The sequence below is a fragment of the Labrys sp. KB_33_2 genome (genome assembly GCF_052114505.1).
GTDB lineage: Bacteria > Pseudomonadota > Alphaproteobacteria > Rhizobiales > Labraceae > Labrys.
Genome location: NZ_JBFREW010000005.1, coordinates 373,017 through 395,174 on the forward strand (window position 1 = coordinate 373,017; position 22,158 = coordinate 395,174).

A 22,158-nucleotide genomic window follows, 5' to 3' on the forward strand; every position below is an offset into this window, starting at 1 on the left:
GCCACATTGAAATGAACATGTCTACAGTAGTACCACAAACAAAGCTGTGCTAGGAGCTGGACGGCGAGTGCAAGATTCGAGGCAGGCATGATCGATCAAGCCAAGAGCGCGGCTGGGGGGCAGGCAATGAGCCGGCTGCGTAGCGCGCTGCCCGCACTGTCGGAATCGGAACGGCGGGTGGCGCTGTGGGTCCTCGACCATATCGATCTGGCGATACGCCAATCCATGTCGGCCATCGCCCAGACCGTCGAGGTCAGCGATACCACGGTCCTGCGCATGTGCCGTACCGCGGGCTTTGCCGGCTTCACCGATCTCAAGCTCGCTTTGGTCCGGGATACGGGCGAGCGTTCGATAGCCAGGCCCGATGAGGGCGCAGCCGGAACCGATGGCGACCTCGGCTGGGCCAGCCGGGTCTTCAATGCGAACATCCAGGCCATCAGCGACACCCTGTCGATGCTCGACCAGGGCGACTTCGCTCGCGCTCTCGATCTCGTCTCCGGCGCCCGCCATATCCTGATTGGCGGCATCGGCGGTTCCGGCATCGTGGCCCAGGCCCTCTATCAGCGCTGCTTTCGCCTGGGCCTGCGCTGCGACGCACCGGTCGATTCGCAGCTCCAGCTCATGCACGCCTCCCTGCTCGGGCCGGGGGACCTTGCCGTGGCCATTTCCTATTCCGGCATCACCAACGATCCCGTGCTCCTCCTGCAGGAAGCCAGGACGCAGGGCGCCTCCACCCTGTGCATCACCGGCAACCGGCGTTCGCCCCTGGCGCGCCTTGCCGATGTCGTGCTGGTCAGCGTCTCCCATGAACTGCGCAGCGAGCCGATGGCCGCACAGATCGCGCAGCTGACGCTGGTTGATGCCCTTTATGCCGCTTTGGTCGCGCGTGCGCCCGACACGGCCCAGCTCAACGAGGAGCGCATGGTCAATGCCATCCTCCCCAAATCCATCTGAACAAGGCCAATCATGAAAGTACAGATCTATACGATGCAGACCGCCGCCGAGGCGCTCGAGCTGGCTGCGCTCGGTGTCGATTGCCTGGGCGTGACGCCCTCCAATCGCGGCCTTCCCGGGGAAATCAGCAATGAGGCGGCGCGCGAGATCGTCGATGCCCTCGCGGGCAAGGCGACGCGCGTCGCTTTGTCGGTGGAGGCCGACCCGCAAGCGATCGCCGCCATGGTCGATGCCGTCAGGCCGGACGTGCTGCATCTGTGCGGCGATATCGCCAAGGTCACGCCCGAGGTGGTGAAGGTGTTGCGGAGCGAGCTTCTCCCGCGCCATCCGGGGCTGAAGATCCTGCAGGCGATCCCGATGACGGGCCCCGAGGCGCTCGACCATGCCGCTGCCTTCGAGCCGGTGTCGGATATCTTCATCCTCGATTCGGTGGCCGCCCATATCGGCGGCATCGGCGCGGCCGGCGTGACGCATGACTGGTCGCTCAGCCGTGAGATCGTCGTGCGCAGCAAGCTTCCCGTCATCCTGGCCGGCGGCCTCGGCCCGGACAATGTCGGGGAGGCCATTCGCGCCGTGCGTCCCTGGGCGGTGGATTCGCTCACCCACACCAACAGCCCGCTGGCCTCGGGCGGCTTTCGCAAGGATCCGGCCAAGGTCGCGGCCTTCGTCGCGGCGGCACGGGCGGCTGCTGCCTGAGCAGCCCTCAGTAAAGTGGGCAGGTCTTGCACAGCTTGAGGCCGTCCATGCGATAGCGCAGGCAGCAGATCCGGCGCCTGCGCCCCTTTTCGGCGCTGTAGCGGACGGGCTCGAACAGCGGATTGCTCGCACCGTCTTCCCATCGCCGTGTCGCCAGCAGGGTGCGGGCCTGGGACAACCCTCGATGATCCGTTCCCAAGAATGTCTCGAGCTCGCCCAGGCTGTGCTCGACGATGGTTCCGGCATTGCTCCACAAGACCTTCCGGGGCAGGGCGCTCGCCCGCGAGATCGCCGCGATCATCGGGGTGAGATGGCCATCGACCAGCTCTGCGAAGCGCTCGCGGATCGTGTGCGGGGCAAGACGGTCTCCCGCATCCGGCAGGCGCAGGGCGGCGGTCCGGCCGTCTTCGGAGGTGATCACGCCGATCTCGCCGATTCCGATCGGCAGGCTCCAGTCGGCGATGATATTCGCGGCCAAGACAGGCGGGATCAGGATCGAAAAGTGCCATTTCGACCAGAGCGTCGCTACGGCGATCGGCTCCGGCCTGTCGTAGTTCCCGGCGAATCGGGCCAGCAGCGGCAACAGCCCCTCTCCCTCGACCAGTGCGGCCGCGGGAACGAAGGGGCGGGCGTCGTCGCCAAGCGCCAGATTGTCGGCGAGGAAGGCGAGCGGTCCCCGGAAGATGGTGGCGAGCGTGGTGGTCACCGCTTCCAGGCCGCCATGATGAAATAGGCGCCGCCGAGGCCGGTGGCGATCAGCCCGGCCGGGATCTGCCAGGGAAAGGCGATGGTACGGCCCACCCAGTCAGCGAGGACCATCAGGACGGCGCCGATGAGAGCCGAGCCGTAGATTTCCGCCAATGCGGTCCTGGTTCCCAGAAGTCGCGCCATATGGGGCGCCATCAGGCCGACGAAGCTCAACGGCCCCACGAACAGGGTGGCGATGCCGGTGAGAATGGATACGACCAGCAGGATGGCGAGGCGCGCACCGGCGATAGGCACGCCGAGCGAGCGGCCGACCGGCTCGCCCAGCGGCATAAGGCCGATCCAGCGCACCAGGGGCAAAGGCAACAACAAGGCGAGGGCCGTTGCCAGGGCGATAGCGCGCGCCTCGGCGGCATCGACCGAATAGGTCGAGCCCGACAGCCAGCCGATCACCCGCAGGATACGGGGGTCGCCGATGACGAGCAGGATCGATAGCAGCGAGGCCAGCAATGCGCCGAGGCCCGCTCCGATCAGCAGAAGATGGTCGGGGGCGAAGGCCGAGCGCCGGCCCAGCCAGAGCACGCAGGCCAGAATGGCGAGGCAGGCCAGGCAGGAAAGCGCGGCCGTGCCATAGCGGTCGAGGCTCGGCAGGAACAAGGTTGCCACCAGAAGCATCAGGGCGGTTCCCGACGAAATGCCGAGGAGTTCCGGGCTTGCCATCTCGTTACGGGTCAGGCGCTGGAGCAGGGAGCCCGCCATGGCGAGCATGGCGCCGGCGCAGCAGGCGGCCGTGATGCGCGGCAGCCGCCAGATCGACAGGTCGGTGAGCAGCTTGCCATGGGCGAATTGCCAGCCGTCAGGCCCGGGGCCGAGCATGGCGGCGAGGGCGAAACTCAGAACAAGAGCCGCACCTAGGCCCGTAAAGGCCGGGCCGGTGCCGACCTGCAAACGTATCGGCACGGTCACCATGGCAAGAGCGCTTCTTGCTGCCGGCGCGCGTTGCAACATCCAGAGCAGCAGGGGAATACTGAGGAGCATGGCGGCAATGCCGGCTGGAATCTCGATGCCGCCTGTCAGCGCCAGCAGGGCCTGGTCCGTCAAGGCCAGCAGTCCGGCGGCAATCAGGGGCGCGGCAATCATGCGGGTGGTCAGCCGCCTGGCGCCGGCGCTGCGCGCGATGGCTGCACCGGCAAGACCGAGGAAGCTGATCAGGCCGACCGCGCTCGCGACCAGCGCGCTCAGGCCGACAGCGGCGAAAAGGGTCGCCCCCCTGACCAGCGATGTGCGCACGCCCAGCCGCTCCGCACCTTCGATCTGCATGACCGAGAGAGGAGACAGGAGAAGCAGGACCGCCAGCGACACCAGGCCGAGCTTCGGTGCCAGGGCCAGCAAGGGCCCCCAGCCGTTCTGGATGAGCGAACCGGCCTCCCAGATGTAGAGATCGCCCAGCGCATCGAAATGGGTGAGCACCAGCATGGTGCCGAAAGCGCCGAAGGAGAGCGAGGCGATCAGCCCCACCAGAGTGACCGTAGCCGGTGCAAAATTGGATCGGGCCGAGAACAGCAGCACGATGGCGGCCACGCCGATGCCACCGGCGAGCGCCGGCAGGTCCCAACCCAGGGACAACAGGCCGGGAGCCCAGATGATGGCGGCGGCGATAGCGCATTTTGCCCCGGCAAAGATCCCCAATGTTCCCGGCTCGGCGAGCGGATTGCGAAGCACCTGCTGGAGAACCACGCTGGCCAGTCCCAGCGCGCCGCCGCTGAGGAGACCGACGCAAAAACGGGGCAGCAGCCCATCCCGGGCCATGATCGAGCGCAGGTCGTCGCTGCCGGCCAGCAGGGCCGGCCAACCTGCGGGCGGAACGAGGCGGGCGAGGTTGAGCAGGAACAGGGCCCCTGCCAGGCCGATGAGAGCGCAGCTGGCGAAGCTCCAGCCGAAGATCCTGCCATGGCCGCCGGCGGCTTGTCGGGACTCAGGCATCACGCGGCAGGCTCTCCGCGAGCTGGCGTGCGAAGCGCATCGCCGAGGCGACGCCGCCATTGGGGTAGATCACCGGCATCATCGTCACCCTGTTCATCTTGACGGCGGGCAGTGCTCGCCAGAGCGGATTGTCGGCAAGCCGGGCCAGGGCATTGCTGGTTTCCTCGCCGCGATCGAAATGCACGATCCGGGCCTCGGGATCGCCCGCCAACTGGTCGATACCCACCGAGATCACGCCCGATCCGTTCACCCGGCCCCGCCAGGCATTGATCAGGCCGAGCCGGGACAGGCTGTCGCCGATCAGTCCGGTTCCCCCGAACAGAGCGACCGTGCGGCCGTCCTGGGCAAAGCGGCCGACGTAAAGGGAACGCCGGGTCCGCCCGGCGAGGGCTGCGCGTGCATCGGCGAAGACCGTTTCCAGCTGCGATGTCAGCGCTTGTGCGGCTTCCGTCCGGCCGGTCAGTTCCGCCAGCCGGCCGAGCAATTCGATCGCCTGGCCGACACCGGACTTGCCGGCCGAAGCCGCATCGAGGGGAAACAGCGGCGCGATCTCCCGCAGGCGGCGCAGCGGGCCGGCCTGCCAGGCGGCCAGCACGATGGCATCAGGCCGGATCGCCTGCAGAAGCTCGGCGTTGGGCTCCAGCAGGGGGCCGAGGTCCAGAACTTCCTCGGCCAGCACCGGCTGTGCGACGAGCCTGCGATACAGGGCAACATTGGCCACCGCCACGGGGCTGATGCCGAGCGAGACGAGAAGCTCGGTCGCCAGCAGATCCAGCGCGACCAGGCGAGGCGGGCTCGCCGCACGTGCCGGAGTTCCCATCAGGGCGATGAAAGGGAGAGCCAGAACAGCGCACAGCAGGTCGCGCCGCACGGCCGCCTGCCCTGGCGATAGCGCTACCATTTATAGGACAGCGTCGCGGTTGCCGTCAGCGGTTCTCCATAGCGGCACCCCGTCGAGCCGGCGCAGGTGTAGAACTTCTTGTTGAACAGATTGCGGGCATTGACCGTCAGGCTGGCGCCGTCGAGCTTCTTGTCGATCACGCCGAGATCGTAGCTCGCCATGGCATCGACCAGCAGATAGTCCGGCACGTGGGTCGGCGTTCCCAATACATCGATGCTGTCGGCGATATAGGTTTCCCCGACATAGCGCAGCCCGCCGCCGATCTTCAGCCCTCGCACGCCGAGATCGTCGAACTTGTAGCTTGCCCATAACGCCGCGGAATGCCGGGGCACCAAGTCCACAGGACGGCCCACCGTGGAAGGAACCGCGCTCTGCAGGGTCTTGCTGTCGGTGAAGGCGTAGCTGGCGACGAGGTCGAGATTGCCGAAGGAGGAATGGGCTTCCAGCTCGATGCCACGCGAGCGGACCTTGCCGACCTGGTAGACATCGCCGAAAGCGTCGAAGCTGCTGACATTCTGCTGGGTGAGCTCGTAGACGGCGGCGCTGAGCAGCAGGTTGCTATCCTGCGGCTGGTAGCGCACGCCCGCCTCATATTGCAGGCCCTTGTTGGGCTTGAGCACCGTGCCGCTGCGTGAATCCAGGCCGAGTTGCGGTGCGAAGGACTGGCTGACGCTGACATAGGGCGCGATGCCGTTGTCGAAGCGGTAGACCAGCCCGGCGCGGCCGGTGAAGGCGCTGTCGTCCTGGTTCGTCTTGGCGCCGGTCTGGTAGTTCAGAACCGTTGCACGGCTCCAGTCATGGCGCCCGCCGAGCAATACGGTCAGGTTGCCCAGACGAATCTGGTCCTGCAGATAGATGCCGAACTGGTCGCTGAGATTGTCGCTGCCGCGATCGACGGCATAGTTGATGACCGGGTAACCGGAATAGACGGGGTTGTCGATATTGAGCGGGACGATCGAGCCGCGATAGCGGTGCGAGTCGTAGCTGCGGCGGTAATAGTCGAAGCCGGCCAGGAGCGTGTGGCTGAGCGGGCCGGTCTCGAAGCTCTTTTCGATCGAGGTATCGGCGGTAATACCGTAGGAGCGCTCGGTTCGGGCGCTGGCCCGCCGCGCGAGCTGGCCGTTGGTAACCGGCAGGAGACCTGCCTGCATGTAGTCCCAGCGCACGTCGGAATAGTAGTAGCGGGCATTCTGGCGCAGCTTCAGCGTCTCGTCGAAACGATGCTCGAAGGCATAGCCGATCGTATAGGCATCGCCGACGAAACGATCGAAGGATTCCTCACCCAGGAACAGCTTGCGCGGGATGCGACCGGTCGCGACATCGCTCCAGTAGAGCGGCGTGATGAAGCGCGTATTCACGTGCTGGTAGCTCGCCAGCAGCGTGAGGGACGTCGCTTCGTTCGGCTGCCAGGTGATGGCGGGCGCGATATAGACCTTGTCGTCCGGTATGTGCTTGACCCAGGTATCGGCGTCCCGGACCAGGCCGGTCAGGCGGTAGCGCAGGGTTCCGTCGGCAGTCAGGGCATCGGAGAAATCGAAGGACGCCTGCTTGCGGTCATAGCTGCCATATTCGAGATTGATCTCGTGCAGGGGCGTCGGCGTTGGGCGTTTGGAGATGGCGTTGATGACCCCGCCCGGCGCCAATTGGCCGTAGAGCACCGAGGAGGCGCCGCGCAAGACCTCGACCCTCTCCAGGCCGTAGGGCTCCTGGGAGCTGTCATAGACATTGGACTGCAGCTTCATGCCGTCACGCAGCATGCCGCCATTGCCGGTCGCGACATCGAAGCCGCGCAGCATGACGTCATCCGTCATCCGGCTGAAGGCCTGCGACTGCATGCCGACTCCCGGGGTGTAAGTCAGGACGTCGGAAAGGGAGGTGACCTTCTGGTCCACCATCTGGTCCTTGGTCACGACGGTGATGGACTGGGGCGTCTCGATGATCGGCGTATCGGTCTTGGTGCCCGACGCGCTCTGGCGGGCGACATAGCCCTGCACCGGGGCCCAGGCTGATTGGCCGTAGACGGTCACCGGATCGAGTTCGATGGCATTGGCGTTCTCGGCCCCGCCGATGCTTGCGGTGATGTCGGCGGAAAGGACGGTGACGGTGGTGGCATTGCTGAAGCGATAGTTCAGGCCGGACCCCGCCAGCAGCCTGGCAAGCGCCTGCTGCACCGTCAGCGAACCGCGAACCGGGCGACCGAGCGCTCTGATGGGATTGTTCTCGCGGAAGACCACGGAAAGACCCGAGATGCGCCCGATCTCGTTCAGTGCCTGGGGGATCGGCCGCGCCGGAATGTTGAAGCTGAAACGCTGTCCCGCGGGCTGTTCAGCCCGAGCCGTGGACACTCCCACGCTTGCCGCCGTCGCAGCCAACAGCATGGCGGCCGCCATACTCCCGGCCACACGCCTCACGCCATGCCTACTCATCGCAACCTGTCCCCTCGATCATCGATCACCGGCAAACCGCGGTCTCGGCACCTGCGGATTACCAGCCTCCATGGTCTTCACGTTCGAGGGAGGGGCTCACTGAACCCCTTGGCGAAGATTTTTGTTGCCGCAGGAGATCTGGAACCGAAGTCGATCGGGACAGGCGTCGCTTCTATTAAGGTGCGCTACGCCAACCAATTCTCAAGGACGAGGTGGGGAATGCGTGCGAACTCGTCGATATTGGCCGTGACCAGAGGTATTCCCGCCGCGGAGGCATGGGCGGCGATCAACAAATCATTGGGACCAATCGGGGTGCCTGCCCGTTCGAGGGCAGCTCGAATATCGGCATATTTACCGTCGGCCGGCACATCGAAGGCCAGGATCGTCAATCGTTGCAGGATGGCTTCGACACGTTCCTGCAACCTACCCGAGCCGCGCTTGACGGCTCCAAACCGCAGCTCGCAGGCGGTTATGATACTGACGGCGAGGCCGTGATCACCGATCCCGGCGATGTGCCGGGCGGCTTTCCCATCCGGATGGCGAATGAGATCGGATACGATATTGGTGTCGAGCATGTAGCGCGCATTGCTCAAAGCTCGATATCCTTGAGGGGCAACAAGCCCTTGTCCACATCGGGAAAGTCGTCCTCCTTGCCCAAAGGCGGCTCTTTGACCCAGCCAGAGAGCAATGTCAGCAGGTCATTGCCATCTGTCGGGACCGGCTCGAGAATCAGCCTGTCGCCATCGCGGGTGATCCGCACGCGATCCCCGGGCAGCGCGAACTCAGCCGGGATCCGTACAGCCTGGCTGCGGTTGTTGCGAAAGAGTTTGACCTGCTTCGACGGTGGTGAGGTGAGCGGATGCGCCATACCAGGATCCTCATGCATATGCCATGTATATGCCGGAAACTTGATGGGCGCAAATCAGACTTCGGTGCACTTGTCGTCGCAATAGCAGACCACGTCCTCACGGCCGGATGAACACGACGAGGCCGCCGGGAAGGGTAGTCATCTGAAAGCCGACGCTGGTCTGCAGGGACTGCAGCGCCGCGTCCGTGTCGGCCAGGCTGAAGCTGCCGGTGACGAGCTGGTCGCCCAGGCCCGCACCGGTGACGACGATCCTTCCCTGGCGATAACGCGCGATTTCCTCGATGACTTCGGACAGCCTGGCCCGGTAGAAGACATAGCGTCCCTTGCGCCAGGCCAGCGCATCCTTGAGATCGACCTGTTCGATCTCTCCAAGCCCTTGCCTGTCGAAACGAAGGCGCTGGCCCGGCGCGTCCAGCAGGGCTTCGCCGAGATGCTCGGCCTTGACGGCCACCTTGCCGCTCTCGAGCGTGACGACAGTGCCGTCGTCCCCGAGATTGACGTCGAACCGGGTGCCGATGTCCCTGATGTCGCCATCCGGCACGCGCACGACGAAAGGAGCCTTGCCGGGCGCGACGTCGAAGGAAGCGGTGCCGCGCACGAGCCTCACCTGTCTTTCGGTCTTGTCGAAAGCTTCGTCGAGCGCACTGTCGGCGTCGAGAAGCACTTTCGAGCCATCGGACAGCGTGACGGTGCGCCGTTCGCCACGGCCGGTACTGTGATCGGCCATCAGTTTCTGCAGCAAATGGGGGTTCTGCAGCCAGAGGACGCCGCCCAGGCCGAGGGCCAGCACCAGGGTCGCCGCCGATAGCCGCCGGAAGTTGCGGTGCTGGCGCCGACTCCTGTCGACGGCGTGAAGATAGGGCGCGAGCGCTTCATTTTCGCGAGTGGCAAGTTGGCGAGCGGGCTGCTCGGCGGCGCTCCAGACTTGCTCCATCCTGCGAAGGGCGTCGGCATGAGCGGGATTGGCGCCAAGCCAGCTCTCGAACGCTGCCTGCTCGGCCCGCGACAACCCGCCGAGGCGTCGAACGAACCAGTCTCTGGCCTCCTGTTCGACATCCGCTGGGGAGGATTGGGGGGGCGCCATGATCTGTGGCCTCGAAAACCGCTTTTTCGTCTATGGCACCGTGCGATAGAGAATCGGCACACTATAACCCGACTGCGCCGGGCGTGCCTGCCACACGATGCCCGCCGGCACGTTCGCCGGGGACGAGCGTCTTTGGGGGGATGGGCGGTGGTGGCCTCAGGCTCCTTGCGCGGATCCGCCATCGGTTGGTGTGCATGCGGCGAGCGCTCGCGCCATGTGCTTTGCCACCGTGCGCTCCGATATGCCCAGGGTCGTGGCGATCTCCACGAAACTATGTCCGTGAATACGGTTCAGCAGGAAAATGTGCCGTGTCTGCCGGGGAAGCGCCGCGATCGTATCCTGAAGGGATTGCAGGTTCTGGCGGGCCGACAGGATTTCGAACGGCGTTGCGGGGGAGGCCGCATACTGGGTCGACAGCGTGTCTTCCTGCAGCCGCTCGCGCCTGGATTCCGACCTCAAATGATCGATCGCCGCATTCCGTGCGCAACGGGTCAGGAAGGCTGAAGCGTTGCCGGTCGTGTCGCTGGTGCGCTCCCAGATCCGCAGGAACATGTCCTGGATGAGATCGAGCGCCGCATCCCGGCTCCTGACTTTGCGCCGGAGCGTCCGCTCCAGGCGAGGCCGCTCCGCGGCATAAAGAGTTTCGATGTCGTGGCTGCGGCTGTTCATGGGGCGAATTCTGTGGGCAGGCGGCGATGACCGGGCAAGTGGCCAAGCATTATCCAGAAAAGCAGCGATACTCAATGAAAATGATTTATATCTATTCTAATTTGTACAAATTGTTAGAATGATATAAATATAAGAATTAGTATTTATTAAGAAAATATCGAAAAATATAGTAATTTTACACTGTTTTCTGGTGCGAGCACGATGGCGGGCGCTCATCCCGCTGGTACTCGGCCATGTCGGCCTGCAGAAACACGCATTTAGACGGAAACGTTTGTTTGCTTTGGTTCGCCGTTCTGGCGCGTCCTTGCGATTTCCGTCGATTGCGGCAAATCGCAAGGACGCAAAGGCTGCTTCAGGCAAATTGCGCCCGGTGCAGCCGCCCATAGATTCCGGACTTGTCCAGCAGATCGCTATGGCGTCCCTGTTCGACGATGCCCCCGCCGTCCACGACGAGGATGCGATCGGCATTCTTGATCGTCGCCAGGCGATGCGCGATCACCAGGGTCGTGCGCCCCTTCGAAAGCTCGGCGAGAGCCTGCTGGATGGCGAGCTCCGTTTCGGTATCGAGCGCCGAGGTTGCCTCGTCGAGGATCAGGATCGGCGGGTTCTTCAGGAACATGCGGGCAATGGCGAGGCGCTGCTTCTGGCCACCCGACAGTTTGACGCCGCGTTCGCCGATGAGGGTGTCGAGGCCCTTGGGCAGCGCGGCGATCACGCCGTCGAGGCGGGCGCGGCGGGCTGCCTCGAGGATCTCGTCCTCACCCGCTTCAAGGCGGCCATAGGCAATGTTCTCGCGGATGGTGCCCCCGAACAGGAAGACGTCCTGCTGCACGATGCCGATCTGGCTGCGCAGGGAGCGTAGCGTCAGGTCGCGGATGTCGATGCCGTCGATGGTGATGGCGCCCTGGGTGACATCGTAGAAGCGGGGCAGGAGCGAGCAGATCGTGGTCTTGCCGGCGCCCGACGGCCCGACGAAGGCCACCGTCTCGCCGGCCGCGATCGACAAATCGAGATGGGAGAGGATCTGCCGGTCGGGTGTGTAGCCGAAGCCGACCTTTTCGTAACGGATGGCGCCGGTGAGCATCGGGGCCGGCCGGGCATCGGGGCGATCGGTGATATCAGGCCGGGTGTCGAGAAAGTCGAGATAGCGGCGGAAGCCGGCAATGCCCTTGGGATAGGTCTCGATCACCGCATTGATCTTCTCGATGGGACGGAAGAACACGCCGATCATCAGGAGGAAGCCGACGAAGCCGCCATGGCTGAGCTGGCCGGTCAGCACGAAATAGCTGCCGGCGATCATCACGGCGAGCTGGGTGAGCCGCATGCTCAGATAGCTCAGCGAGTTGGAGGCGGCCATCAGCCAATAGGCCTGCAGCTTGGTGCGGCGATAATCGTGATTGTCGCGCGAGAACAGGGCCCGCTCGTGGTCCTCATTGGCGAAAGCCTGCACCACCCGGATGCCGCCGACATTTTCTTCGATGCGGGTGTTGAAGCTGCCCACGCTGTCGTAGAGAGCACCCCAGTTCTTGGTCATGCGGCCGCCGTAGCGCAGTGTCACCCAGGCCGTCACGGGCACGACCATGGCCGTGATGAGGGTGAGCTCGACATGCAGAGAGAACATCAGGAGGAAAGCGCCGGCCAGCGTCATCACCGCGATGAACAGATCCTCCGGCCCGTGATGGGCGATCTCGCCAATCTCCTCGAGATCCTTGGTGAGCCGCGCGACGAGATGGCCGGTCTTGTTGTTGTCGAAGAACCCGAAGGACAGTTTCTGCAGATGGTCGAACGCCTTGCGTCGCAGCTCGGTCTCGATGTTGATGCCGAGCATGTGGCCCCAATAGGTCACGATCGCCATCAGGCCGGTATTGACGATGTAGACGGCCAGAAGGCCGACACAGGCCAGGGTGATCAGATGCCACTGGCCGGATGGCAGCAGCGTATCGATGAAGATCTTGATCGCGACGGGAAAGCCGAGTTCGAACAAGCCGGAAGCGATCGCGCAGGAAAAGTCCAGCAGGAACAGGCCGCGATGGGGCAAATAATAGGCGGCAAAGCGTTTCAGTAAGGCCATGGTGATCAAGCAACAACGAATGAATGGACGTCGAGAAGGCCGCCGGGGCTCTCCTCGCAAGGCAAGAACATATCAAGCAGCCAGAGCAAAGTGCATTCCTAGCTGAACGTACTTTGCTCCGGCTCTTTGTTTCCAAGCCAATCCAACGGATTGGCCCGAGCGTCTTTGCAATTCTAGGTGGTTCCGTCAAATCGCAAAATGCTTTGGCAGCATATACACCTCGTGCCAGGGAGGGGCCATCGCCACCATTGGGCTGTTCATCGTCTTCAACCCTTCAATGAGCCCTGCGCCCGAGCTGCCAGATCAGATAGGGCAGCCCGATCAGGGCCGCCACGATGCCGGTCGGCAATTCACGGGGCGCGATCACTGTGCGCGCCAGGGCATCGGCGACGACCATGACCAGCGCACCGATCAGCACTGAACCGAGGATTTGCGACCAGGCCCGGCGCAAGCCGAGCAGGCGCGCCATATGGGGCCCGGCCAGGCCGACGAAGGTGAGCGGACCCGTGGCCATGACCGCGACCGAAGTCAGCAGCGCGGCCATGCCCAGTATCGACAGCCGGCTGGTGTGGACCGGCAGTCCGAGAGCCCTGGCCGTGACAGGACCCATCGGCACGATGTCGAGCCATCGCGTCAGCGCCAGGGCGGCCGGCAGCATCAGGGCGGCAAAGGCCGCTGTCGTCAGCACTTTGGTCCAATCGGCATAATAGGTCGATCCGGCCATCCAGGCGAGGACTTGCGGCGCACGGGGATCGCCCAGAGCGAGAAAGGCGACGATGATGACGTCGAGCAGCGCTGAGAGGGCGAGGCCGGTGAGCAGGACCTGGTCGGGGGCAAAGCCGCTGCGCCGGCCGACCGTCAGCACCAGGAAGAGCGCGAGGAAGCCGCCGGCTGCACCGGCAGCCGTATGAGCAGCCAAGCCGGTCGTCTGGCCGAGCATCATCGCAAGGGCCATGCCGAAGGCAACGCCGGTACCGATACCGAGAACCTCGGGCGCGGCCAGCGGATTGCCCGATATCCGCTGCAGCAGCAGGCCCGCGGTGGCGAGCATGGCGCCGGCCAGCGCGGCGATCGCGGCGCGTGGCGCCCGCCAGGGCTCGACCATGGCGAAGTCGGCGGGCGAGATCAGCCGCCAACCGGCGCTGCCATGGCCGATCAGCAGGGCGCCGATCGCTGCAAGGACGAACAGCACGGCAAGGATGGGCAGGAGCCGGGTCCGATCGTGCGTGCCCGTGGCCAGGGAACGCTGCGTGGAGGGCGGCTCGGTGCGGCGCAGCCGCGGCAGAAGCCAGAGCAGGAGCGGTGCCCCCAGCAGGGCAGTTGCCGCGCCCGTTGGCAGGTCGATGATGCCTGCGGCTTCCAGCAGTCCGACGATGGCGTCGACAGCCAGCACAAGCAGGGCACCGGTCAACGGCGCCAGGATCAGCCGGGCGGTGAAACGGCGGGCCCCCGACAGGCGTGCGATCTGCGGTGCCGCCAGCCCGACGAAGCCGATCACCCCGACATGGGCCGTGATCACGGCCGTGAGCAGGGCGGCGATGAGGAGGCCGGCGCCGCGCACCAGGCTGAGCGGTACGCCCAGGGCACGGGCATTTTCCTCATCCAGGGCGAGCAGTTCGAAGGGGCGGCCCAACAGAGCGGCCAGGAGATAGAGCAGGCCGATGGCGGGCGCGAGCGCCGCCGGCGCCATCCAGTCCTGCTGCGCCAGCGAGCCGCCGCCCCACAGGAAGAGGATGGCGACATATTCCTGGTTGAGAAGGCGCAACGCGATGGTGAGGGCACCGCAGAACAAGCCCGCCACCAGGCCGGCCAGCACCAGGGCGACGGACGAGAAGTGGTTACGCGCCGCACAAACCATCACGAAGCCCAGGGCCAGCAGCGTGCCGGCCAGGGCGATCGTCGGGCGTCCGAGCACGAGCAGGCCGGGGGCCGCGACGAGGACGACGGTCAAGGCGAGCTGCGAACCGGCTTCCAGGCCCAGCGTGGTGGGCGAGGCCAGCGGATTGCGCAGGGTCTGTTGCAGCAGGAGGCCGGCCAGGCCCAGCCCCGCACCGGCCAGCAGCGCGGTGAGTGCGCGGGGCAGGGCGGAGAAATGAAAGACGAGCTGCTGCGGATCGTCGAGCCGGGGATGGAGCGCGGCGCCCCACCATTGCAGGGCCGGCAATTGCGTCGTCCAGCACCAGGCGGTCAGCATGACGGCCAGCAGGCCCAGGACCGCGTAGGCAAACAGGGGGCGGCGCGCGTCAGAACCGGGCATTGCCGCCATCCGCCGCGCTGTTTTTGCTGAAGGCATCGACCAGAAGATGGGCAAAGCGCTGCGCTGCCGTGAGATCGCCGAAGGGCCAGGTCGCGGCGAGACGCTTTACGCGGCCCTGCCTTACCGCAGGCAGATTGCCCCACAGGCTGTCCGTATTGGGCGCGAGGCTTGCTTCGGAGGGCAATGGATCGACCACCACGATCTCGGCATCGGCAAAGGCGGCGAGCCTCTCCACGCCCACCAGGGCAAAGCCCCAGCCATTGGTCGGCGCGCTCCAGGCATTGGTGAGGCCGAGCCGTTGCAGCGCACCACCGAACAGGCTGGCGGGGCCGTAGACGCGCACGAAGCGCTTGTCGAGAAACTGGATGACGAGCAGGCGGGGCATGGCCGTACCCGTGAGACGTTGGCGCAGGCTCGCAAACTCGGTTTCGGCCTGCGTGATGACAGCCCGCCCCTGTGCCTCCCGCCCCACTATCTTGGCCAGCGCTTCGAGCTCGGCTTCGGCATGGCGAAGGGGATCGCCCGTTCCGGAGTAGACGGCCACCTCCCGGGTCGGTGCGATGCGTTGCAGCGAGGGGCGCGCGGCAGCGCCGAGCGGGCTGACGATGATGAGGTCCGGCTTGAGGGCTGCGATGGTCTCCAGGCTGGGTGTATCGCGAAGGCCGACATCCGGCGTTCCCCGCGGCAGAGCCGGTTCACCCACCCAGATGCGATAGAGATCGGCATCGCCCACGCCGATGGGATTGATGCCCAATGACCTCACCATGGCTGTCGCCGTCCAGTCCAGGACCACGAGGCGCTCGGGGCATGAGGCAGATTGGGCCCGTGCAACTCCCCCGGCGAACACCAGGCTTGTGAGGATGGCGACACCGAGGCGCCGGGCCGTCCGCTGAAAGGCGGCAAGCGATTTCACGGCGCCTCCGCGCGCAGAAGGAACTGATGTATTGGCGAACCGTGATCGGACGAGAGCGTCCATCGCAATGAAAGGAACTCAATTTTGATCGCGGTGGCTTATGGCACCTGAAGTATATCTATTGCAACAAAGAACATTCCATTGCCCGTGCAGTTTAGAATTTTTATAATTTGTGCAGTCAATAACAAGTATAAATGAATATATATCTGAGTAATGCTATTATAAGTTTGTTTACATGGCAAAGTCCGTTGGTCTAAACGTCTGCGCAATGGCGTTGCGGGCGGTTGACGCTGCGCGATATTATTTTTCATGGGATGGCAGAGGTGATGAACCGGCGGGTTGGAGTTTGCGTCAGGCTGTCCATGGGGACGGCATCGGGCCTGTTGATGCTGGCCGCGGCGACGGCCGCGTGGGCACAGGTGGGGAGCAATGGTGGAACGATCGCGCTCGATCCCGTCGTCGTCAGCGGCGGAACCGGCACGGGGCCGGTGACGGGCTATGTCGCGAAGAAGACCACGGCCGGCTCCAAGACCGACACGCCGATCGAAAAGATTCCGCAATCGGTGACCGTGATCGGCCGCGACCAGCTGGAGGCCCGGCAGCCCCAGAAACTTGACGAAGTCTTCTACTACACCCCCGGCGTGACGGGTGCGCCCTATGGCTACGACCCTCGCACCAATTGGGTGTTCATCCGTGGTTTCGATGCCAGCCAGACCGGCATCTTCCTCGACGGCCTACCGCTCTACCAATATGCCTTTGGCAGTTTTTATGTCGACCCCTATGCTCTGGAGCGTGTGGAAGTGCTGCGTGGCCCTTCCTCGACGCTCTATGGCGGGGGCAATCTCGGCGGTATTCTCAACCTTGTCTCCAAGCGGCCGACCGATGAGCCGCTGCACCGGATCGAGGCGGGCATCAACAGCTGGGGCCAGGCCAGCACGGGCTTCGATTTCGGCGGCAAGATCGACGAGGCCGGCGTGTGGACCTATCGCCTGACGGGCCGGATCGCGGGCGGGCGTTATGAAACCGACAAGGCCAAGGGATTCCAGGGCTTCATCGCCCCGGCCCTGACCTACAAGCCCAATGATGCGACCAGCCTCACACTGCTGGCCAACTACACCAATATGGATCTCGACCATACGGGCGGCTTCCTGCCCTATTACGGCACGGTGAAGCCGACGCGCTTCGGGCGCATCCCTCGCGATTTCTATTCCGCCGAACCCTCGGAGGACCTGTATCGTCGTTCGCAGGCGATGATCGGTTACGAGTTCAAGCATGATTTCAACGATGCGTGGACCTTTAGCCAGAACGTGCGCTACGCCTATCTCGATACGCGCGAGCGCTATGCCTACCCCTATGGCTACTACAATCCCGATGCCGACTATGGCGGAGGAAACCCGCTTCCGCTGACCCCCGGCAATGAGCTTTACCGCACCGGCTTTGCGCACCACACCACGGTCAACACCTTCTCGGCCGACAATCAGCTCGAAGGCCGGTTCGATACCGGGCCGCTGGCGCATGACCTGCTGTTTGGCCTCGATTACAAATACTATGCCATCAACCAGATGCAGGGATTGTTCAACGCCACGCCCATCAGTCCCACCGATCCGGTCTATGGCACGCCGCAGGGCGGGGTCGTCACGCCCTATCTGCGCCAGAAATACACCATGCATCAGCTTGGCGCCTATTTGCAGGACCAGATCAGTTTCGCCGACAATTGGCTGCTGACCCTGAACGGGCGCTATGACCGAGTCTGGACTGATAGTACCGCCTCGGTCGGCAAGGCCAATTTCAATGGCGTCGAGGGTGCCTTCAGCGGCCGCGCCGGCCTTTCCTACGCCTTCGCCAACGGCATCACGCCCTATGTCTCGGTTGCCCGCGGCTTCAACCCGGTGATCGGATCGAATTTTGCGGGCAGTCCCTTCAAGGCGGAGACCGGCGTCCAATATGAAGCCGGCGTGAAATATCGACCGACCTTCTTCGACGGCCTGATCACCGCGGCTTATTACGACCTCACCAAGCAGAATGTGGTGACGCCGGATACGGCGCATCCCTTCTTCAGCAACCAGCTCGGCGAGGTGCGCTCGCGCGGCGTCGAAGTCGAGGTGCAGGCCAACGTCACCGATGCCCTCAAGATGACGGCTGCCTTCAGCGCCTCGCAGATCCGCATCGAGAAGGACACGGATGCAACCGTGGTCGGAAAACGGCCGAACGTGGTGCCGGAAACCACTGCCTCGCTGTGGGCCGACTACACCTTCCAGGAGGGGCTGCTGCAGAATCTCGGCTTGCAGGGCGGCATTCGCTATATCGGCTCGTCCTATGCCGACAACCAGAACCTCTACAAGGTGCCGGCCGTCACCCTTGTCGATCTCGGCATGCACTACAAATACAAGGCATGGGACTTCGCCCTCAACGTGAACAATGTCTTCAACAAGCGTTACGTTGCAGGCTGTTCCGGCATCTATAGCTGCAACTACGGCGCGGGCCGCGTCGCAACCTTGAAGGCCAGCTACACATGGTAGATCTCCGCCGCAACGGGCCGCTGATGGCCATGATTTCGTTTGCCCTGCTGGCACCGGCCCAAGCCTTCGCCCAGGATGCTCAGCCGGCGGCGGCGACCCCGCCGGCCGGCGGCGATGTAGCCGCTACCGCGGCCAGCATTCTGCCGCATGACCTGTCGCCCTGGGGCATGTTCATGCAGGCCGACGTGGTGGTGAAGGGCGTGATGATCGGCCTCGCCTTCGCCTCCCTGGTGACCTGGACGATCTGGCTGGCCAAGGGCATCGAGCTGCTCGCGGCCAAGCGCCGGGCGCAGGCGGCGGCGCGTTTGCTCGAAACCGCCGAGAGCCTGGAGGCCGCGTCCCAGTCCATCGGCGCCCGCCAGTCCGGGAAGGGCGCTGTCGCCGACCTCGTGACGGCCGCCAACCGCGAATTGTTGCGCTCGGACGATTTGCCGGCCGAGGGCATCAAGGAGCGACTGGCGATCGCACTCGCCCGCATCGAGGCGCGCGCCGGCCGTTCGATGACGCGCGGCACCGGCCTGCTCGCCACCATCGGCGCAACAGCTCCGTTCGTAGGCCTGTTCGGCACGGTCTGGGGTATCATGAACTCCTTCATCGGCATCTCGCAGTCGCACACCACCAACCTGGCGGTGGTGGCCCCCGGTATTGCCGAAGCCTTGCTCGCCACCGCCATCGGTCTTGTCGCCGCCATTCCGGCCGTGATCATCTACAACGTCTTCGCCCGCGCCATTGCCGGCTACCGTGCCTTGCTTTCGGACGCCTCGGGCGAGGTGCTGCAGCATGTCTCGCGCGATCTGGAGCGTTTGGAGCGGGATGGCAATGCCGCCCCRGTCCGAGCGCTGGCATCCGCGCGGACGCAGACGGCGGGCTGACGGGATGGGTGTCTCCCTCAAGGATCCACAGGACGGCGACCTGTCGGAAGTCTCCGACATCAATGTCACGCCGTTCATCGACGTCATCCTGGTGCTGCTGATCATCTTCATGGTGGCGGCCCCGCTCTCCACCGTCGATGTCGCCGTCGACCTGCCCGTCTCCAACGCCAAGGTGCAGCCGCGCCCGGACAAGCCGGTCTTCCTCACCGTGAAGAAGGATCTGAGCCTGGCACTCGGTGAAAACAGTGTGCCGCGCGAGCAGATTCAGCCCGCCATCGACCAGCTCACAGGGGCGGACCGCGAGCAGCGTGTGTTCCTGCGCGCCGACGGGGGTGTCGCCTATCGCGACATCATGGGCGTGATGAATCTCCTGCGCAATGCCGGCTATCTCAAGATCGCCCTGGTCGGTCTCGAAGATACCGGCCAGGCCACGAATACGGTCGCCGTGCCCCCGCAATGAACGAGCAGGCGCGTTTCACCAGGTTGGCCAGCAAGGCCTTGTCCCTGCCCAACGTCGCCTTGTGGACGGCAGCGGCGGCCGTGATGCTGCTCGTGCATGGCGCTGGCATCTGGGTGGCCCGCGACTGGCACCCGATCGGGCCGCCTCCCGTCGGTAATCCCGAGCCGGCCATCGAGTTCGATCTGACCCCGCCCACCACCTTGCCTGAAGCGCCACCCCAGGAGGCCGTGAAAGAGATCGTGCCCGATCAGGCGCAGGACACGCTGCCCGACACCGTCCAGCCGCCCGAGCCCGAGCCCGTCGAGCCGCAGACCCAGCCGGTCGAACCCGCGCCGGTGGAGCCTCAGGATGTTCCGGTGCAGACGCCGCCCGAGCTCGAGCCGGTACAGCCGGAAACGGTGGAACCCATCACGCCGCCGGAGCCTGTACCGGAGGTGGTGCCTGACTTGCCGACGAAGGATAAGGCCGAGGTGATCCTGCCGGCCGAGCCCAAGCCACAGCCCAAGTCGAAGAAAGAGAAGAAGCCGGCGCCCCGTAAACAACCGGAGCGGCAGCGCGAGGTCGTGCAGCCCAGGCCGGCCATCGTCGCGCCCCGCCAGCAGGCGGCTCAGGCCACAGCGCCGCGCCAGCCGGGTTCGGCAACGGGCGACGAGCTCGCGGCTTGGGTGAGCGCTGTGAATGCGCGAGTGAAGCGGGCAGCCAACTCCATATCCGTGAACGGGAAAGGTAAAGTCCGCGTAGCCTTCTCAGTCAGCGCAAGCGGGCAGGTTTCTTCTCCCCGTGTTGTCAGCTCGAGCGGCAATCCAAGTGTCGATGCCGGCGGCCTCAGCGCTATTCGCCGGCTTGGCTCGCTGCCGCCGCCGCCGGGCGGTGCGAAAACTCCCACCTTACCCATTACATTCGAGTGACGCATGCCGATGCATATGACCGCTCCGCACGAGAACACACCGGTTCCGGTACCGGTTCTGCCAGATACACCGCTGTTCGCGCTCGAAGAGGTCAGCTTCGCCATCCCTGGACGCGTCCTGCTGCAGCCCCTGACCCTGTCGCTGGCACCGGGCCGGGTGATCGGGCTGGTCGGCCATAACGGCTCGGGCAAGTCGACTTTGGTCAAGATTCTGGCGCGCCAGCAGGCGCCGACCTCGGGTTCCGTGCGGTTTGGCGGGACACCGCTCTCCGACTGGGGCGAGCGGGCCTTTGCGCGCCAGGTCGCCTATCTGCCGCAGCATATTCCGCCGGCGACCAGCCTGCTGTCCAAGGAACTCGTCGCCCTCGGGCGCTATCCCTGGCACGGACCGTTCGGGCGCTTCGGCAAGACCGACTCCGAGAAGGTCGCCGAGGCCATGAAGCTGGCCGATGTCGGCCCCTTCGCCGACCGCCTCGTCGATACCCTGTCGGGGGGCGAACGCCAGCGCGTCTGGCTGTCCATGCTGATGGCGCAGGATACGCGCTGCCTGCTGCTCGACGAGCCGATCTCGGCGCTGGACATCGCCCATCAGGTCGATGTGCTGGCCCTGGTCCAGCGCCTGTCGCGGGAGCGTGGCATCGGCGTCATCGTGGTGCTGCACGACGTCAACATGGCCGCGCGCTATTGCGACGAGCTGGTCGCGCTGCATGGCGGCCGCCTGATCGCCCGCGGCACGCCTGCCGAGATCATGACGCCCGCCTGCCTCAAGTCCATCTATGGCATCGAGATGGGCGTGATACCCCATCCCGAGAGCGGGGGGCCGGTGAGCTTCGTGCTGTAACGGCCGATGGCGGCGGACGTCAGGCTGCGGCCTTGGCCATGCGAGCCTCGAACACGAAGCCGAGGAAATTCAGCAGGATCTGTGCCGCCAGGATCGCGGTGCCCCCGGTATGGTCGTAATCGGGTGCGACTTCGACCAGGTCCATCCCCACCACCTCGTTGCGGCGCGCCAGCGCCTGCAGCATTTCCAGCACCTCGTAATAGAGGAAGCCGCCATGCGAAGGCGTGCCGGTTCCCGGGGCGATGGAGGGGCAGAAGCCGTCAATGTCGAGGGTGACATAGACGCGCGCGCCCGCCGGGATCCGATCGATCACGCCCTTGGCGCCGAGTGCACGCATCTGGCGCACCGACAAGATGTCCGAGCCCATGCGGCGGGCGTCGTCATAGCCCTCCTTGGCGGTGGAAGAGACGTTGCGGATGCCGACCTGGGTGAGGCCGCTGACATAGGCCTTCTCGGCGGCACGGCGCATGGGATTGCCATGGCCGTAGCGCACGCCGTGGCGCTCGTCGACGAAGTCGAGATGGGCGTCGATCTGGAGAATGTGGATGTTGCCGCGACCCGCGAAGGCGTCGATGCAGGGAATGTTGACGGAGTGGTCGCCGCCGATCACCACCGGAAGTGCCCCCGCATCGAGGATGGCGCCGACGCCAGCCTTGATGTTGGCATGGCTCCTTTGCGTGTCGGTGTGAACGATATCGGCATCGCCGATATCGACCATCCTCACCGAGGCGGGCAGATAAATGCGGTCGTCCTCGTGGTCATAGGCACCGGCATGGCCGAAGCTGAATAGGGTGGAGGCTTCGCGCACCGCTCGGGGCCCGAAGCGCGCACCGGCACGGAACTGGGTGCCGAAGTCGAAGGGGGCGCCGAGAATGGCGACGTCGGCGTCGATGTGGCGCCAATCGGCGATATAGGGGCGCTTTGCGAAGGTGGAGATGCCGACGAAGGGCAGGTTCAGCCGCCCGGCTTCGTAGGAGTGTTCGCTCATTATCGATCCTTGCAGTGTTCAGGTGATGGGATGGGCTGCGCCGC

General features: G+C 64.9%; 19 protein-coding genes. 7 read left to right on the forward strand and 12 right to left on the reverse strand.

Going from position 1 to position 22,158, the window contains the following annotated elements; genetic code table 11:
• The first annotated feature begins 87 nt into the window (after positions 1 to 87).
• On the forward strand, positions 88 to 954 hold the full coding sequence (locus AB4037_RS12120; protein ID WP_441771679.1) for a MurR/RpiR family transcriptional regulator: 867 nt from the start codon (positions 88 to 90) through the stop codon (positions 952 to 954).
• Between the two features lie 12 nt (positions 955 to 966).
• Positions 967 to 1,650 (forward strand): phosphoribosylanthranilate isomerase, encoded by a 684-nt coding sequence (locus AB4037_RS12125; RefSeq protein ID WP_441771680.1) that lies wholly within the window; start codon positions 967 to 969, stop codon positions 1,648 to 1,650.
• A 7-nt stretch (positions 1,651 to 1,657) separates the two neighbouring features.
• Here the strand turns inward: AB4037_RS12125 and fhuF are convergent, their stop codons facing one another.
• The 11 genes from fhuF to AB4037_RS12180 all read right to left on the reverse strand — a co-directional run bounded on the left by fhuF (position 1,658) and on the right by AB4037_RS12180 (position 15,527).
• Positions 1,658 to 2,356 carry a siderophore-iron reductase FhuF gene (fhuF, locus tag AB4037_RS12130; protein WP_441771681.1) on the reverse strand — a complete coding sequence of 233 codons (699 nt, stop codon included), beginning with the start codon at positions 2,354 to 2,356 and terminating at the stop codon, positions 1,658 to 1,660.
• The gene (fhuB, locus tag AB4037_RS12135) at positions 2,353 to 4,338 is read right to left on the reverse strand and encodes a Fe(3+)-hydroxamate ABC transporter permease FhuB (protein WP_441771682.1); all 1,986 of its coding nucleotides are present in this window, start codon (positions 4,336 to 4,338) and stop codon (positions 2,353 to 2,355) included. Before fhuB (AB4037_RS12135) ends, fhuF begins: the two co-directional genes overlap by 4 nt.
• The gene (locus tag AB4037_RS12140; RefSeq protein WP_441771683.1) at positions 4,331 to 5,239 is read right to left on the reverse strand and encodes an ABC transporter substrate-binding protein; all 909 of its coding nucleotides are present in this window, start codon (positions 5,237 to 5,239) and stop codon (positions 4,331 to 4,333) included. The genes fhuB (AB4037_RS12135) and AB4037_RS12140 overlap by 8 nt, the downstream gene beginning before the upstream one ends.
• Positions 5,233 to 7,665 carry a TonB-dependent siderophore receptor gene (locus tag AB4037_RS12145; RefSeq protein ID WP_441771684.1) on the reverse strand — a complete coding sequence of 811 codons (2,433 nt, stop codon included), beginning with the start codon at positions 7,663 to 7,665 and terminating at the stop codon, positions 5,233 to 5,235. Before AB4037_RS12145 ends, AB4037_RS12140 begins: the two co-directional genes overlap by 7 nt.
• 185 nt (positions 7,666 to 7,850) lie before the next feature.
• Positions 7,851 to 8,240, reverse strand: coding sequence for a type II toxin-antitoxin system VapC family toxin (locus AB4037_RS12150; RefSeq protein ID WP_441771703.1), 390 nt, complete (start codon positions 8,238 to 8,240; stop codon positions 7,851 to 7,853).
• A 14-nt stretch (positions 8,241 to 8,254) separates the two neighbouring features.
• Entirely contained in the window at positions 8,255 to 8,533 is a 279-nt protein-coding gene (locus tag AB4037_RS12155; protein WP_434960087.1) for an antitoxin, read from the reverse strand.
• A gap of 97 nt (positions 8,534 to 8,630) precedes the next feature.
• Positions 8,631 to 9,617 carry a FecR family protein gene (locus AB4037_RS12160; protein ID WP_441771685.1) on the reverse strand — a complete coding sequence of 329 codons (987 nt, stop codon included), beginning with the start codon at positions 9,615 to 9,617 and terminating at the stop codon, positions 8,631 to 8,633.
• Between the two features lie 156 nt (positions 9,618 to 9,773).
• Positions 9,774 to 10,286: an RNA polymerase sigma factor gene (locus tag AB4037_RS12165; RefSeq protein ID WP_441771686.1), complete on the reverse strand. Its 513-nt coding sequence runs from the start codon at positions 10,284 to 10,286 to the stop codon at positions 9,774 to 9,776.
• Positions 10,287 to 10,638: 352 nt separating this feature from the next.
• Positions 10,639 to 12,357 (reverse strand): ABC transporter ATP-binding protein, encoded by a 1,719-nt coding sequence (locus tag AB4037_RS12170; protein WP_434960090.1) that lies wholly within the window; start codon positions 12,355 to 12,357, stop codon positions 10,639 to 10,641.
• Positions 12,358 to 12,631: 274 nt separating this feature from the next.
• Positions 12,632 to 14,614 carry a Fe(3+)-hydroxamate ABC transporter permease FhuB gene (fhuB, locus tag AB4037_RS12175; protein ID WP_441771687.1) on the reverse strand — a complete coding sequence of 661 codons (1,983 nt, stop codon included), beginning with the start codon at positions 14,612 to 14,614 and terminating at the stop codon, positions 12,632 to 12,634.
• A complete protein-coding gene (locus AB4037_RS12180) occupies positions 14,601 to 15,527 on the reverse strand; it encodes an ABC transporter substrate-binding protein (protein ID WP_441771688.1) in 927 nt (308 codons plus the stop codon). Before AB4037_RS12180 ends, fhuB (AB4037_RS12175) begins: the two co-directional genes overlap by 14 nt.
• Before the next feature lie 314 nt (positions 15,528 to 15,841).
• Here AB4037_RS12180 and AB4037_RS12185 point away from each other — a divergent pair, with 314 nt between their 5' ends.
• The 5 genes from AB4037_RS12185 to AB4037_RS12205 are packed head-to-tail and all read left to right on the forward strand — an operon-like array spanning position 15,842 to position 21,126.
• Positions 15,842 to 18,046: a TonB-dependent siderophore receptor gene (locus AB4037_RS12185; protein WP_441771689.1), complete on the forward strand. Its 2,205-nt coding sequence runs from the start codon at positions 15,842 to 15,844 to the stop codon at positions 18,044 to 18,046.
• Positions 18,040 to 18,918: a tonB-system energizer ExbB gene (exbB, locus tag AB4037_RS12190; protein ID WP_441771690.1), complete on the forward strand. Its 879-nt coding sequence runs from the start codon at positions 18,040 to 18,042 to the stop codon at positions 18,916 to 18,918. Before AB4037_RS12185 ends, exbB begins: the two co-directional genes overlap by 7 nt.
• 4 nt (positions 18,919 to 18,922) lie before the next feature.
• Positions 18,923 to 19,378 carry a TonB system transport protein ExbD gene (gene exbD, locus AB4037_RS12195; protein ID WP_441771691.1) on the forward strand — a complete coding sequence of 152 codons (456 nt, stop codon included), beginning with the start codon at positions 18,923 to 18,925 and terminating at the stop codon, positions 19,376 to 19,378.
• Positions 19,375 to 20,286 carry a TonB family protein gene (locus tag AB4037_RS12200; protein ID WP_441771692.1) on the forward strand — a complete coding sequence of 304 codons (912 nt, stop codon included), beginning with the start codon at positions 19,375 to 19,377 and terminating at the stop codon, positions 20,284 to 20,286. Before exbD ends, AB4037_RS12200 begins: the two co-directional genes overlap by 4 nt.
• 9 nt (positions 20,287 to 20,295) lie before the next feature.
• Entirely contained in the window at positions 20,296 to 21,126 is an 831-nt protein-coding gene (locus AB4037_RS12205) for an ATP-binding cassette domain-containing protein (protein WP_441771704.1), read from the forward strand.
• A gap of 19 nt (positions 21,127 to 21,145) precedes the next feature.
• Here AB4037_RS12205 and speB read toward each other — a convergent pair whose 3' ends face one another.
• The gene (gene speB / locus AB4037_RS12210) at positions 21,146 to 22,114 is read right to left on the reverse strand and encodes an agmatinase (RefSeq protein WP_441771693.1); all 969 of its coding nucleotides are present in this window, start codon (positions 22,112 to 22,114) and stop codon (positions 21,146 to 21,148) included.
• Positions 22,115 to 22,158: the final 44 nt, after the last annotated feature.

Bases quoted from the DNA above. Each gene is read 5' to 3' on its own strand.
- AB4037_RS12120 (WP_441771679.1), top strand. From the start codon at position 88: ATGATCGATCAAGCCAAGAGCGCGGCTGGGGGGCAGGCAATGAGCCGG.
- AB4037_RS12125 (WP_441771680.1), top strand. From the start codon at position 967: ATGAAAGTACAGATCTATACGATGCAGACCGCCGCCGAGGCGCTCGAG.
- fhuB (WP_441771682.1), bottom strand. From the start codon at position 4,338: ATGCCTGAGTCCCGACAAGCCGCCGGCGGCCATGGCAGGATCTTCGGC.
- AB4037_RS12140 (WP_441771683.1), bottom strand. From the start codon at position 5,239: ATGGTAGCGCTATCGCCAGGGCAGGCGGCCGTGCGGCGCGACCTGCTG.
- AB4037_RS12145 (WP_441771684.1), bottom strand. From the start codon at position 7,665: ATGAGTAGGCATGGCGTGAGGCGTGTGGCCGGGAGTATGGCGGCCGCC.
- AB4037_RS12150 (WP_441771703.1), bottom strand. From the start codon at position 8,240: ATGCTCGACACCAATATCGTATCCGATCTCATTCGCCATCCGGATGGG.
- AB4037_RS12155 (WP_434960087.1), bottom strand. From the start codon at position 8,533: ATGGCGCATCCGCTCACCTCACCACCGTCGAAGCAGGTCAAACTCTTT.
- AB4037_RS12160 (WP_441771685.1), bottom strand. From the start codon at position 9,617: ATGGCGCCCCCCCAATCCTCCCCAGCGGATGTCGAACAGGAGGCCAGA.
- AB4037_RS12165 (WP_441771686.1), bottom strand. From the start codon at position 10,286: ATGAACAGCCGCAGCCACGACATCGAAACTCTTTATGCCGCGGAGCGG.
- AB4037_RS12170 (WP_434960090.1), bottom strand. From the start codon at position 12,357: ATGGCCTTACTGAAACGCTTTGCCGCCTATTATTTGCCCCATCGCGGC.
- fhuB (WP_441771687.1), bottom strand. From the start codon at position 14,614: ATGCCCGGTTCTGACGCGCGCCGCCCCCTGTTTGCCTACGCGGTCCTG.
- AB4037_RS12185 (WP_441771689.1), top strand. From the start codon at position 15,842: ATGGCAGAGGTGATGAACCGGCGGGTTGGAGTTTGCGTCAGGCTGTCC.
- exbD (WP_441771691.1), top strand. From the start codon at position 18,923: ATGGGTGTCTCCCTCAAGGATCCACAGGACGGCGACCTGTCGGAAGTC.
- AB4037_RS12200 (WP_441771692.1), top strand. From the start codon at position 19,375: ATGAACGAGCAGGCGCGTTTCACCAGGTTGGCCAGCAAGGCCTTGTCC.
- AB4037_RS12205 (WP_441771704.1), top strand. From the start codon at position 20,296: ATGCATATGACCGCTCCGCACGAGAACACACCGGTTCCGGTACCGGTT.
- speB (WP_441771693.1), bottom strand. From the start codon at position 22,114: ATGAGCGAACACTCCTACGAAGCCGGGCGGCTGAACCTGCCCTTCGTC.